The sequence below is a fragment of the Tenacibaculum sp. 190130A14a genome, assembly GCF_964048965.1.
GTDB lineage: Bacteria > Bacteroidota > Bacteroidia > Flavobacteriales > Flavobacteriaceae > Polaribacter > Polaribacter polynesiense.
This window is the reverse complement of record NZ_OZ040189.1, coordinates 752,729-769,377: the sequence shown is the minus strand read 5'-3', so window position 1 is coordinate 769,377 and position 16,649 is coordinate 752,729. Positions and strand designations below refer to the sequence as shown.

The following is a 16,649-nucleotide window of genomic DNA, read 5'->3' as shown; positions in this document are numbered from 1 at the left end:
TTTTTATCTGTTAATATATAACCATCCTACTTTAGGTTTAGACCCGTCTCCGAGATCAATGACATAATAATAAGTTCCTGAAGGTAATTTTTCATCAACATTTATATTCGCTCTTCCGTTTGAAATACCTCTAAAAGCAACGTCTTCATTATTATAGCCTGATGCTTTGTAAACAGTATTACCCCATCTATTAAATATTTCAACTGAATTGTTTTGATATTCCAGACTGTCAATACAAGAAATATAGAATACATCATTATCTCCATCTCCATCTGGAGTTAAAATATTGTACGGAGTTCCACAAGGGTTGGTATCTGAATCTAAATAATCTGGAATACCATTTCCATTTGTATCTAAAGCATCATTTGTTGTTGGATCTCCATCTCCTGGACCTTCATCCATGGTATCAATTCCGTCATTATCATCATCGGTATCTTGATAATCTGGAATTCCATCTCCATCAGAATCAGGAATATCAACTGGATCTCCTCCATTGTCTGGATCATAAGAATCGTCTATTCCATCTCCATCGGTATCATTTCCAGAAGGAAGTACATCTGGAATTCCATCTCCGTTATCATCATTTCCTTCTATTACGTCTGGTACTCCATCATTATCACTATCAGAATCTAAACTATCTGGAATTCCGTCTCCGTCAGTATCAACAGATCCATCTCCTTCATCAACATCTAAAATTCCATCGTTATCATCATCTAAATCTAAGGCATCTACAATTCCATCTCCGTCGTTATCTGGTTCTACAATTACAATTGCTTCTGCAGTATCACAATTACCAGGATTTAAGACCTCACATATTTGATACTGAATAACATAAACCCCTTCCTGTGTATTTGCTGGAACAATCAAATTACCTTCTGCATCTATTGTAACACCAATTAAGCCTCCATCATCAACTACATTTATAATAATATCACTATCATTAACTAATATTCCATTTAATGTATCATTCACTGTTAAATCTCCTGCAACCCCTCCTGTAAATCCATTTACATTTGACAAATTAATTGGGGTTAAGTCATCCGTTGCAATTATTGGCGCCCCCGTTACCTCTACTACAGAAGTTACTGTATCACAATTAGTAGGATTGTTTACCTCACAAATTGTATACTCTACATTATAACTTCCCGCTGGTGTATTTGCCGCCACTGTTACTGTTCCATCCGAATTTAATGTCAATCCTGTTGGAACTGTTACTGGTGTTACTGTTACATCTCCTGGGTTTGTACCTACTGTTACTGGTGACCCATTTAATGTATCATTCGCTGTTAATGCAGAAGTTGTTCCTCCTGGTAATCCATTCACTGGTGTAGTAGTCTCTGTTACCGCATCTATAACCGGTGCACTTACCTCTACTACAGAAGTTACTGTATCACAATTAGTAGGATTGTTTACCTCACAAATTGTATACTCTACATTATAACTTCCCGCTGGTGTATTTGCCGCCACTGTTACTGTTCCATCCGAATTTAATGTCAATCCTGTTGGAACTGTTACTGGTGTTACTGTTACATCTCCTGGGTTCGTACCTACTGTTACTGGTGACCCATTTAATGTATCATTCGCTGTTAATGCAGAAGTTGTTCCTCCTGGTAATCCATTCACTGGTGTAGTAGTCTCTGTTACCGCATCTATAACCGGTGCACTTACCTCTACTACAGAAGTTACTGTATCACAATTAGTAGGATTGTTTACCTCACAAATTGTATACTCTACATTATAACTTCCCGCTGGTGTATTTGCCGCCACTGTTACTGTTCCATCCGAATTTAATGTCAATCCTGTTGGAACTGTTACTGGTGTTACTGTTACATCTCCTGGGTTCGTACCTACTGTTACTGGTGACCCATTTAATGTATCATTCGCTGTTAATGCAGAAGTTGTTCCTCCTGGTAATCCATTCACTGGTGTAGTAGTCTCTGTTACCGCATCTATAACCGGTGCACTTACCTCTACTACAGAAGTTACTGTATCACAATTAGTAGGATTGTTTACCTCACAAATTGTATACTCTACATTATAACTTCCCGCTGGTGTATTTGCCGCCACTGTTACTGTTCCATCCGAATTTAATGTCAATCCTGTTGGAACTGTTACTGGTGTTACTGTTACATCTCCTGGGTTTGTACCTACTGTTACTGGTGACCCATTTAATGTATCATTCGCTGTTAATGCAGAAGTTGTTCCTCCTGGTAATCCATTCACTGGTGTAGTAGTCTCTGTTACCGCATCTATAACCGGTGCACTTACCTCTACTACAGAAGTTACTGTATCACAATTAGTAGGATTGTTTACCTCACAAATTGTATACTCTACATTATAACTTCCCGCTGGTGTATTTGCCGCCACTGTTACTGTTCCATCCGAATTTAATGTCAATCCTGTTGGAACTGTTACTGGTGTTACTGTTACATCTCCTGGGTTTGTACCTACTGTTACTGGTGACCCATTTAATGTATCATTCGCTGTTAATGCAGAAGTTGTTCCTCCTGGTAATCCATTCACTGGTGTAGTAGTCTCTGTTACCGCATCTATAACCGGTGCACTTACCTCTACTACAGAAGTTACTGTATCACAATTAGTAGGATTGTTTACCTCACAAATTGTATACTCTACATTATAACTTCCCGCTGGTGTATTTGCCGCCACTGTTACTGTTCCATCCGAATTTAATGTCAATCCTGTTGGAACTGTTACTGGTGTTACTGTTACATCTCCTGGGTTCGTACCTACTGTTACTGGTGACCCATTTAATGTATCATTCGCTGTTAATGCAGAAGTTGTTCCTCCTGGTAATCCATTCACTGGTGTAGTAGTCTCTGTTACCGCATCTATAACCGGTGCACTTACCTCTACTACAGAAGTTACTGTATCACAATTAGTAGGATTGTTTACCTCACAAATTGTATACTCTACATTATAACTTCCCGCTGGTGTATTTGCCGCCACTGTTACTGTTCCATCCGAATTTAATGTCAATCCTGTTGGAACTGTTACTGGTGTTACTGTTACATCTCCTGGGTTTGTACCTACTGTTACTGGTGACCCATTTAATGTATCATTCGCTGTTAATGCAGAAGTTGTTCCTCCTGGTAATCCATTCACTGGTGTAGTAGTCTCTGTTACCGCATCTATAACCGGTGCACTTACCTCTACTACAGAAGTTACTGTATCACAATTAGTAGGATTGTTTACCTCACAAATTGTATACTCTACATTATAACTTCCCGCTGGTGTATTTGCCGCCACTGTTACTGTTCCATCCGAATTTAATGTCAATCCTGTTGGAACTGTTACTGGTGTTACTGTTACATCTCCTGGGTTTGTACCTACTGTTACTGGTGACCCATTTAATGTATCATTCGCTGTTAATGCAGAAGTTGTTCCTCCTGGTAATCCATTCACTGGTGTAGTAGTCTCTGTTACCGCATCTATAACCGGTGCACTTACCTCTACTACAGAAGTTACTGTATCACAATTAGTAGGATTGTTTACCTCACAAATTGTATACTCTACATTATAACTTCCCGCTGGTGTATTTGCCGCCACTGTTACTGTTCCATCCGAATTTAATGTCAATCCTGTTGGAACTGTTACTGGTGTTACTGTTACATCTCCTGGGTTCGTACCTACTGTTACTGGTGACCCATTTAATGTATCATTCGCTGTTAATGCAGAAGTTGTTCCTCCTGGTAATCCATTCACTGGTGTAGTAGTCTCTGTTACCGCATCTATAACCGGTGCACTTACCTCTACTACAGAAGTTACTGTATCACAATTAGTAGGATTGTTTACCTCACAAATTGTATACTCTACATTATAACTTCCCGCTGGTGTATTTGCCGCCACTGTTACTGTTCCATCCGAATTTAATGTCAATCCTGTTGGAACTGTTACTGGTGTTACTGTTACATCTCCTGGGTTTGTACCTACTGTTACTGGTGACCCATTTAATGTATCATTCGCTGTTAATGCAGAAGTTGTTCCTCCTGGTAATCCATTCACTGGTGTAGTAGTCTCTGTTACCGCATCTATAACCGGTGCACTTACCTCTACTACAGAAGTTACTGTATCACAATTAGTAGGATTGTTTACCTCACAAATTGTATACTCTACATTATAACTTCCCGCTGGTGTATTTGCCGCCACTGTTACTGTTCCATCCGAATTTAATGTCAATCCTGTTGGAACTGTTACTGGTGTTACTGTTACATCTCCTGGGTTCGTACCTACTGTTACTGGTGACCCATTTAATGTATCATTCGCTGTTAATGCAGAAGTTGTTCCTCCTGGTAATCCATTCACTGGTGTAGTAGTCTCTGTTACCGCATCTATAACCGGTGCACTTACCTCTACTACAGAAGTTACTGTATCACAATTAGTAGGATTGTTTACCTCACAAATTGTATACTCTACATTATAACTTCCCGCTGGTGTATTTGCCGCCACTGTTACTGTTCCATCCGAATTTAATGTCAATCCTGTTGGAACTGTTACTGGTGTTACTGTTACATCTCCTGGGTTTGTACCTACTGTTACTGGTGACCCATTTAATGTATCATTCGCTGTTAATGCAGAAGTTGTTCCTCCTGGTAATCCATTCACTGGTGTAGTAGTCTCTGTTACCGCATCTATAACCGGTGCACTTACCTCTACTACAGAAGTTACTGTATCACAATTAGTAGGATTGTTTACCTCACAAATTGTATACTCTACATTATAACTTCCCGCTGGTGTATTTGCCGCCACTGTTACTGTTCCATCCGAATTTAATGTCAATCCTGTTGGAACTGTTACTGGTGTTACTGTTACATCTCCTGGGTTTGTACCTACTGTTACTGGTGACCCATTTAATGTATCATTCGCTGTTAATGCAGAAGTTGTTCCTCCTGGTAATCCATTCACTGGTGTAGTAGTCTCTGTTACCGCATCTATAACCGGTGCACTTACCTCTACTACAGAAGTTACTGTATCACAATTAGTAGGATTGTTTACCTCACAAATTGTATACTCTACATTATAACTTCCCGCTGGTGTATTTGCCGCCACTGTTACTGTTCCATCCGAATTTAATGTCAATCCTGTTGGAACTGTTACTGGTGTTACTGTTACATCTCCTGGGTTCGTACCTACTGTTACTGGTGACCCATTTAATGTATCATTCGCTGTTAATGCAGAAGTTGTTCCTCCTGGTAATCCATTCACTGGTGTAGTAGTCTCTGTTACCGCATCTATAACCGGTGCACTTACCTCTACTACAGAAGTTACTGTATCACAATTAGTAGGATTGTTTACCTCACAAATTGTATACTCTACATTATAACTTCCCGCTGGTGTATTTGCCGCCACTGTTACTGTTCCATCCGAATTTAATGTCAATCCTGTTGGAACTGTTACTGGTGTTACTGTTACATCTCCTGGGTTTGTACCTACTGTTACTGGTGACCCATTTAATGTATCATTCGCTGTTAATGCAGAAGTTGTTCCTCCTGGTAATCCATTCACTGGTGTAGTAGTCTCTGTTACCGCATCTATAACCGGTGCACTTACCTCTACTACAGAAGTTACTGTATCACAATTAGTAGGATTGTTTACCTCACAAATTGTATACTCTACATTATAACTTCCCGCTGGTGTATTTGCCGCCACTGTTACTGTTCCATCCGAATTTAATGTCAATCCTGTTGGAACTGTTACTGGTGTTACTGTTACATCTCCTGGGTTCGTACCTACTGTTACTGGTGACCCATTTAATGTATCATTCGCTGTTAATGCAGAAGTTGTTCCTCCTGGTAATCCATTCACTGGTGTAGTAGTCTCTGTTACCGCATCTATAACCGGTGCACTTACCTCTACTACAGAAGTTACTGTATCACAATTAGTAGGATTGTTTACCTCACAAATTGTATACTCTACATTATAACTTCCCGCTGGTGTATTTGCCGCCACTGTTACTGTTCCATCCGAATTTAATGTCAATCCTGTTGGAACTGTTACTGGTGTTACTGTTACATCTCCTGGGTTTGTACCTACTGTTACTGGTGACCCATTTAATGTATCATTCGCTGTTAATGCAGAAGTTGTTCCTCCTGGTAATCCATTCACTGGTGTAGTAGTCTCTGTTACCGCATCTATAACCGGTGCACTTACCTCTACTACAGAAGTTACTGTATCACAATTAGTAGGATTGTTTACCTCACAAATTGTATACTCTACATTATAACTTCCCGCTGGTGTATTTGCCGCCACTGTTACTGTTCCATCCGAATTTAATGTCAATCCTGTTGGAACTGTTACTGGTGTTACTGTTACATCTCCTGGGTTCGTACCTACTGTTACTGGTGACCCATTTAATGTATCATTCGCTGTTAATGCAGAAGTTGTTCCTCCTGGTAATCCATTCACTGGTGTAGTAGTCTCTGTTACCGCATCTATAACCGGTGCACTTACCTCTACTACAGAAGTTACTGTATCACAATTAGTAGGATTGTTTACCTCACAAATTGTATACTCTACATTATAACTTCCCGCTGGTGTATTTGCCGCCACTGTTACTGTTCCATCCGAATTTAATGTCAATCCTGTTGGAACTGTTACTGGTGTTACTGTTACATCTCCTGGGTTTGTACCTACTGTTACTGGTGACCCATTTAATGTATCATTCGCTGTTAATGCAGAAGTTGTTCCTCCTGGTAATCCATTCACTGGTGTAGTAGTCTCTGTTACCGCATCTATAACCGGTGCACTTACCTCTACTACAGAAGTTACTGTATCACAATTAGTAGGATTGTTTACCTCACAAATTGTATACTCTACATTATAACTTCCCGCTGGTGTATTTGCCGCCACTGTTACTGTTCCATCCGAATTTAATGTCAATCCTGTTGGAACTGTTACTGGTGTTACTGTTACATCTCCTGGGTTCGTACCTACTGTTACTGGTGACCCATTTAATGTATCATTCGCTGTTAATGCAGAAGTTGTTCCTCCTGGTAATCCATTCACTGGTGTAGTAGTCTCTGTTACCGCATCTATAACCGGTGCACTTACCTCTACTACAGAAGTTACTGTATCACAATTAGTAGGATTGTTTACCTCACAAATTGTATACTCTACATTATAACTTCCCGCTGGTGTATTTGCCGCCACTGTTACTGTTCCATCCGAATTTAATGTCAATCCTGTTGGAACTGTTACTGGTGTTACTGTTACATCTCCTGGGTTTGTACCTACTGTTACTGGTGACCCATTTAATGTATCATTCGCTGTTAATGCAGAAGTTGTTCCTCCTGGTAATCCATTCACTGGTGTAGTAGTCTCTGTTACCGCATCTATAACCGGTGCACTTACCTCTACTACAGAAGTTACTGTATCACAATTAGTAGGATTGTTTACCTCACAAATTGTATACTCTACATTATAACTTCCCGCTGGTGTATTTGCCGCCACTGTTACTGTTCCATCCGAATTTAATGTCAATCCTGTTGGAACTGTTACTGGTGTTACTGTTACATCTCCTGGGTTCGTACCTACTGTTACTGGTGACCCATTTAATGTATCATTCGCTGTTAATGCAGAAGTTGTTCCTCCTGGTAATCCATTCACTGGTGTAGTAGTCTCTGTTACCGCATCTATAACCGGTGCACTTACCTCTACTACAGAAGTTACTGTATCACAATTAGTAGGATTGTTTACCTCACAAATTGTATACTCTACATTATAACTTCCCGCTGGTGTATTTGCCGCCACTGTTACTGTTCCATCCGAATTTAATGTCAATCCTGTTGGAACTGTTACTGGTGTTACTGTTACATCTCCTGGGTTTGTACCTACTGTTACTGGTGACCCATTTAATGTATCATTCGCTGTTAATGCAGAAGTTGTTCCTCCTGGTAATCCATTCACTGGTGTAGTAGTCTCTGTTACCGCATCTATAACCGGTGCACTTACCTCTACTACAGAAGTTACTGTATCACAATTAGTAGGATTGTTTACCTCACAAATTGTATACTCTACATTATAACTTCCCGCTGGTGTATTTGCCGCCACTGTTACTGTTCCATCCGAATTTAATGTCAATCCTGTTGGAACTGTTACTGGTGTTACTGTTACATCTCCTGGGTTTGTACCTACTGTTACTGGTGACCCATTTAATGTATCATTCGCTGTTAATGCAGAAGTTGTTCCTCCTGGTAATCCATTCACTGGTGTAGTAGTCTCTGTTACCGCATCTATAACCGGTGCACTTACCTCTACTACAGAAGTTACTGTATCACAATTAGTAGGATTGTTTACCTCACAAATTGTATACTCTACATTATAACTTCCCGCTGGTGTATTTGCCGCCACTGTTACTGTTCCATCCGAATTTAATGTCAATCCTGTTGGAACTGTTACTGGTGTTACTGTTACATCTCCTGGGTTCGTACCTACTGTTACTGGTGACCCATTTAATGTATCATTCGCTGTTAATGCAGAAGTTGTTCCTCCTGGTAATCCATTCACTGGTGTAGTAGTCTCTGTTACCGCATCTATAACCGGTGCACTTACCTCTACTACAGAAGTTACTGTATCACAATTAGTAGGATTGTTTACCTCACAAATTGTATACTCTACATTATAACTTCCCGCTGGTGTATTTGCCGCCACTGTTACTGTTCCATCCGAATTTAATGTCAATCCTGTTGGAACTGTTACTGGTGTTACTGTTACATCTCCTGGGTTTGTACCTACTGTTACTGGTGACCCATTTAATGTATCATTCGCTGTTAATGCAGAAGTTGTTCCTCCTGGTAATCCATTCACTGGTGTAGTAGTCTCTGTTACCGCATCTATAACCGGTGCACTTACCTCTACTACAGAAGTTACTGTATCACAATTAGTAGGATTGTTTACCTCACAAATTGTATACTCTACATTATAACTTCCCGCTGGTGTATTTGCCGCCACTGTTACTGTTCCATCCGAATTTAATGTCAATCCTGTTGGAACTGTTACTGGTGTTACTGTTACATCTCCTGGGTTCGTACCTACTGTTACTGGTGACCCATTTAATGTATCATTCGCTGTTAATGCAGAAGTTGTTCCTCCTGGTAATCCATTCACTGGTGTAGTAGTCTCTGTTACCGCATCTATAACCGGTGCACTTACCTCTACTACAGAAGTTACTGTATCACAATTAGTAGGATTGTTTACCTCACAAATTGTATACTCTACATTATAACTTCCCGCTGGTGTATTTGCCGCCACTGTTACTGTTCCATCCGAATTTAATGTCAATCCTGTTGGAACTGTTACTGGTGTTACTGTTACATCTCCTGGGTTTGTACCTACTGTTACTGGTGACCCATTTAATGTATCATTCGCTGTTAATGCAGAAGTTGTTCCTCCTGGTAATCCATTCACTGGTGTAGTAGTCTCTGTTACCGCATCTATAACCGGTGCACTTACCTCTACTACAGAAGTTACTGTATCACAATTAGTAGGATTGTTTACCTCACAAATTGTATACTCTACATTATAACTTCCCGCTGGTGTATTTGCCGCCACTGTTACTGTTCCATCCGAATTTAATGTCAATCCTGTTGGAACTGTTACTGGTGTTACTGTTACATCTCCTGGGTTCGTACCTACTGTTACTGGTGACCCATTTAATGTATCATTCGCTGTTAATGCAGAAGTTGTTCCTCCTGGTAATCCATTCACTGGTGTAGTAGTCTCTGTTACCGCATCTATAACCGGTGCACTTACCTCTACTACAGAAGTTACTGTATCACAATTAGTAGGATTGTTTACCTCACAAATTGTATACTCTACATTATAACTTCCCGCTGGTGTATTTGCCGCCACTGTTACTGTTCCATCCGAATTTAATGTCAATCCTGTTGGAACTGTTACTGGTGTTACTGTTACATCTCCTGGGTTTGTACCTACTGTTACTGGTGACCCATTTAATGTATCATTCGCTGTTAATGCAGAAGTTGTTCCTCCTGGTAATCCATTCACTGGTGTAGTAGTCTCTGTTACCGCATCTATAACCGGTGCACTTACCTCTACTACAGAAGTTACTGTATCACAATTAGTAGGATTGTTTACCTCACAAATTGTATACTCTACATTATAACTTCCCGCTGGTGTATTTGCCGCCACTGTTACTGTTCCATCCGAATTTAATGTCAATCCTGTTGGAACTGTTACTGGTGTTACTGTTACATCTCCTGGGTTTGTACCTACTGTTACTGGTGACCCATTTAATGTATCATTCGCTGTTAATGCAGAAGTTGTTCCTCCTGGTAATCCATTCACTGGTGTAGTAGTCTCTGTTACCGCATCTATAACCGGTGCACTTACCTCTACTACAGAAGTTACTGTATCACAATTAGTAGGATTGTTTACCTCACAAATTGTATACTCTACATTATAACTTCCCGCTGGTGTATTTGCCGCCACTGTTACTGTTCCATCCGAATTTAATGTCAATCCTGTTGGAACTGTTACTGGTGTTACTGTTACATCTCCTGGGTTTGTACCTACTGTTACTGGTGACCCATTTAATGTATCATTCGCTGTTAATGCAGAAGTTGTTCCTCCTGGTAATCCATTCACTGGTGTAGTAGTCTCTGTTACCGCATCTATAACCGGTGCACTTACCTCTACTACAGAAGTTACTGTATCACAATTAGTAGGATTGTTTACCTCACAAATTGTATACTCTACATTATAACTTCCCGCTGGTGTATTTGCCGCCACTGTTACTGTTCCATCCGAATTTAATGTCAATCCTGTTGGAACTGTTACTGGTGTTACTGTTACATCTCCTGGGTTCGTACCTACTGTTACTGGTGACCCATTTAATGTATCATTCGCTGTTAATGCAGAAGTTGTTCCTCCTGGTAATCCATTCACTGGTGTAGTAGTCTCTGTTACCGCATCTATAACCGGTGCACTTACCTCTACTACAGAAGTTACTGTATCACAATTAGTAGGATTGTTTACCTCACAAATTGTATACTCTACATTATAACTTCCCGCTGGTGTATTTGCCGCCACTGTTACTGTTCCATCCGAATTTAATGTCAATCCTGTTGGAACTGTTACTGGTGTTACTGTTACATCTCCTGGGTTCGTACCTACTGTTACTGGTGACCCATTTAATGTATCATTCGCTGTTAATGCAGAAGTTGTTCCTCCTGGTAATCCATTCACTGGTGTAGTAGTCTCTGTTACCGCATCTATAACCGGTGCACTTACCTCTACTACAGAAGTTACTGTATCACAATTAGTAGGATTGTTTACCTCACAAATTGTATACTCTACATTATAACTTCCCGCTGGTGTATTTGCCGCCACTGTTACTGTTCCATCCGAATTTAATGTCAATCCTGTTGGAACTGTTACTGGTGTTACTGTTACATCTCCTGGGTTTGTACCTACTGTTACTGGTGACCCATTTAATGTATCATTCGCTGTTAATGCAGAAGTTGTTCCTCCTGGTAATCCATTCACTGGTGTAGTAGTCTCTGTTACCGCATCTATAACCGGTGCACTTACCTCTACTACAGAAGTTACTGTATCACAATTAGTAGGATTGTTTACCTCACAAATTGTATACTCTACATTATAACTTCCCGCTGGTGTATTTGCCGCCACTGTTACTGTTCCATCCGAATTTAATGTCAATCCTGTTGGAACTGTTACTGGTGTTACTGTTACATCTCCTGGGTTTGTACCTACTGTTACTGGTGACCCATTTAATGTATCATTCGCTGTTAATGCAGAAGTTGTTCCTCCTGGTAATCCATTCACTGGTGTAGTAGTCTCTGTTACCGCATCTATAACCGGTGCACTTACCTCTACTACAGAAGTTACTGTATCACAATTAGTAGGATTGTTTACCTCACAAATTGTATACTCTACATTATAACTTCCCGCTGGTGTATTTGCCGCCACTGTTACTGTTCCATCCGAATTTAATGTCAATCCTGTTGGAACTGTTACTGGTGTTACTGTTACATCTCCTGGGTTTGTACCTACTGTTACTGGTGACCCATTTAATGTATCATTCGCTGTTAATGCAGAAGTTGTTCCTCCTGGTAATCCATTCACTGGTGTAGTAGTCTCTGTTACCGCATCTATAACCGGTGCACTTACCTCTACTACAGAAGTTACTGTATCACAATTAGTAGGATTGTTTACCTCACAAATTGTATACTCTACATTATAACTTCCCGCTGGTGTATTTGCCGCCACTGTTACTGTTCCATCCGAATTTAATGTCAATCCTGTTGGAACTGTTACTGGTGTTACTGTTACATCTCCTGGGTTCGTACCTACTGTTACTGGTGACCCATTTAATGTATCATTCGCTGTTAATGCAGAAGTTGTTCCTCCTGGTAATCCATTCACTGGTGTAGTAGTCTCTGTTACCGCATCTATAACCGGTGCACTTACCTCTACTACAGAAGTTACTGTATCACAATTAGTAGGATTGTTTACCTCACAAATTGTATACTCTACATTATAACTTCCCGCTGGTGTATTTGCCGCCACTGTTACTGTTCCATCCGAATTTAATGTCAATCCTGTTGGAACTGTTACTGGTGTTACTGTTACATCTCCTGGGTTTGTACCTACTGTTACTGGTGACCCATTTAATGTATCATTCGCTGTTAATGCAGAAGTTGTTCCTCCTGGTAATCCATTCACTGGTGTAGTAGTCTCTGTTACCGCATCTATAACCGGTGCACTTACCTCTACTACAGAAGTTACTGTATCACAATTAGTAGGATTGTTTACCTCACAAATTGTATACTCTACATTATAACTTCCCGCTGGTGTATTTGCCGCCACTGTTACTGTTCCATCCGAATTTAATGTCAATCCTGTTGGAACTGTTACTGGTGTTACTGTTACATCTCCTGGGTTTGTACCTACTGTTACTGGTGACCCATTTAATGTATCATTCGCTGTTAATGCAGAAGTTGTTCCTCCTGGTAATCCATTCACTGGTGTAGTAGTCTCTGTTACCGCATCTATAACCGGTGCACTTACCTCTACTACAGAAGTTACTGTATCACAATTAGTAGGATTGTTTACCTCACAAATTGTATACTCTACATTATAACTTCCCGCTGGTGTATTTGCCGCCACTGTTACTGTTCCATCCGAATTTAATGTCAATCCTGTTGGAACTGTTACTGGTGTTACTGTTACATCTCCTGGGTTTGTACCTACTGTTACTGGTGACCCATTTAATGTATCATTCGCTGTTAATGCAGAAGTTGTTCCTCCTGGTAATCCATTCACTGGTGTAGTAGTCTCTGTTACCGCATCTATAACCGGTGCACTTACCTCTACTACAGAAGTTACTGTATCACAATTAGTAGGATTGTTTACCTCACAAATTGTATACTCTACATTATAACTTCCCGCTGGTGTATTTGCCGCCACTGTTACTGTTCCATCCGAATTTAATGTCAATCCTGTTGGAACTGTTACTGGTGTTACTGTTACATCTCCTGGGTTTGTACCTACTGTTACTGGTGACCCATTTAATGTATCATTCGCTGTTAATGCAGAAGTTGTTCCTCCTGGTAATCCATTCACTGGTGTAGTAGTCTCTGTTACCGCATCTATAACCGGTGCACTTACCTCTACTACAGAAGTTACTGTATCACAATTAGTAGGATTGTTTACCTCACAAATTGTATACTCTACATTATAACTTCCCGCTGGTGTATTTGCCGCCACTGTTACTGTTCCATCCGAATTTAATGTCAATCCTGTTGGAACTGTTACTGGTGTTACTGTTACATCTCCTGGGTTTGTACCTACTGTTACTGGTGACCCATTTAATGTATCATTCGCTGTTAATGCAGAAGTTGTTCCTCCTGGTAATCCATTCACTGGTGTAGTAGTCTCTGTTACCGCATCTATAACCGGTGCACTTACCTCTACTACAGAAGTTACTGTATCACAATTAGTAGGATTGTTTACCTCACAAATTGTATACTCTACATTATAACTTCCCGCTGGTGTATTTGCCGCCACTGTTACTGTTCCATCCGAATTTAATGTCAATCCTGTTGGAACTGTTACTGGTGTTACTGTTACATCTCCTGGGTTTGTACCTACTGTTACTGGTGACCCATTTAATGTATCATTCGCTGTTAATGCAGAAGTTGTTCCTCCTGGTAATCCATTCACTGGTGTAGTAGTCTCTGTTACCGCATCTATAACCGGTGCACTTACCTCTACTACAGAAGTTACTGTATCACAATTAGTAGGATTGTTTACCTCACAAATTGTATACTCTACATTATAACTTCCCGCTGGTGTATTTGCCGCCACTGTTACTGTTCCATCCGAATTTAATGTCAATCCTGTTGGAACTGTTACTGGTGTTACTGTTACATCTCCTGGGTTTGTACCTACTGTTACTGGTGACCCATTTAATGTATCATTCGCTGTTAATGCAGAAGTTGTTCCTCCTGGTAATCCATTCACTGGTGTAGTAGTCTCTGTTACCGCATCTATAACCGGTGCACTTACCTCTACTACAGAAGTTACTGTATCACAATTAGTAGGATTGTTTACCTCACAAATTGTATACTCTACATTATAACTTCCCGCTGGTGTATTTGCCGCCACTGTTACTGTTCCATCCGAATTTAATGTCAATCCTGTTGGAACTGTTACTGGTGTTACTGTTACATCTCCTGGGTTTGTACCTACTGTTACTGGTGACCCATTTAATGTATCATTCGCTGTTAATGCAGAAGTTGTTCCTCCTGGTAATCCATTCACTGGTGTAGTAGTCTCTGTTACCGCATCTATAACCGGTGCACTTACCTCTACTACAGAAGTTACTGTATCACAATTAGTAGGATTGTTTACCTCACAAATTGTATACTCTACATTATAACTTCCCGCTGGTGTATTTGCCGCCACTGTTACTGTTCCATCCGAATTTAATGTCAATCCTGTTGGAACTGTTACTGGTGTTACTGTTACATCTCCTGGGTTCGTACCTACTGTTACTGGTGACCCATTTAATGTATCATTCGCTGTTAATGCAGAAGTTGTTCCTCCTGGTAATCCATTCACTGGTGTAGTAGTCTCTGTTACCGCATCTATAACCGGTAAAACTGAAACCAATACTGAAGAAGAACTACAGTTAGTAGGTGAAGGTTTACAAACATTATAAACTAAAGTATAATCCCCTACAGGAGTTCCAGGAGCTACGATTACCTCCCCAGTAGCTGTATTAAGAGAAACACCTGCGTTAGTAGAGCTAATCTGAGCTAATTCTACATTACTAACTGAAGGATTTACCACCCCTCCAACTGTATCATTTAACAAAACATTAGTTACTGCAACTCCTCCCAAGGTAGTAGTAGAACCAGAATCGTTACTTGTTGTTATTATAGGTAATCCTCCAACACTAGAGATAAAAACCCCAGAATCATAAGTAGCATCACCAACGTCAGCAATAGCTATTTTCATGTGATAAGTAACTCCTACAATCAAATTAATCACCGCAGAAAACTTTTGTGTTATACCGTTAAACTCAACATGAATAGGCTTAGTTCCTGTATTGGTACTACAAGTACTTCCATCACCTGTATGCCCATTATTAATATATAATGCTGTTTGTGTTAAATCAGCAGCGGTTCCATCTTGGTTACATCCTCTAAAACCTCCATTGATGTTATTTATTGACACAGAATTAGTAGTACCAGGAACTAAAGCTAAATTTAGGGAAGGTTCCTCTAAACCATCATAAAGCCCATTACTATTCAAATCCACTCCATTAGGTATTGATGGATCCGAACCTGAAGGATCTGAAACAAAAAAACCAAACACATCATTAAACCTAGAACCTACATAATCAGGATATTCATCTGAGCCAAATTGATATTCAACCAACACTCCAGAATAATTTGGTTGTGCAACAAAATCAAACTCAAATATTACAACGTCATTATTAGCAGTATTATCAATATTAATTACATCAATATCATTATAAGATATTCCTAAATTATCAGAGTTAGCTGTCAAATTGTTAGTAGAAAAAGCATTTGTAATAGTCGAAGTTGTAAATGCTACTCCAGTATCTAATTCCAAAGCTGCTCCTGCAGTACCATTTGAAAAAACACCTAACTGACTTGAACTACCAGAAGTTATAGTAGGATTACTTATTATTATACCTGCTGTTTGTAATTGAGCGGCAATATCATTTGCTGTAGGATTACTTGTCACTGTCGCTTGAGAAAAAGAATTTTCTTTGTAAAAGAAGATTAAAATAAAAAACAACAGACATCTTATTTGTTTTTTAAAAAAGTACTTTTTATTCATACATTACACTTTATAGTTAATTGATCTTTTTTAATTTTGTAGACACAAAATTAAAAAATAAGTCACAGAACATAATTTCTTAACCATAAGATTATCTTATTATTTATAAATTAATCTTATATCTATAAATATTTAAATTCTTATGTATCTCTAACAAAAAATGGTATCCTTATATCACTACGAATACCATAATTTTGCATAATATAAAACGTCCCCCATATTTTTTCACTGTGTTTACAAATCAAAATTAGAAAATAAAACCATCAAAAACAACA

The 16,649-nt window shown here is 39.6% G+C and carries 1 protein-coding gene; it reads right to left on the bottom strand.

Annotated features, from left to right (window positions below; genetic code table 11):
- Positions 1–3 precede the first annotated feature (3 nt).
- Complete coding sequence (locus ABNT22_RS03710; RefSeq protein ID WP_348727218.1) at positions 4–16,374, bottom strand: choice-of-anchor L domain-containing protein; 16,371 nt, start codon at positions 16,372–16,374, stop codon at positions 4–6.
- Between the last annotated feature and the right edge of the window lie 275 nt (positions 16,375–16,649).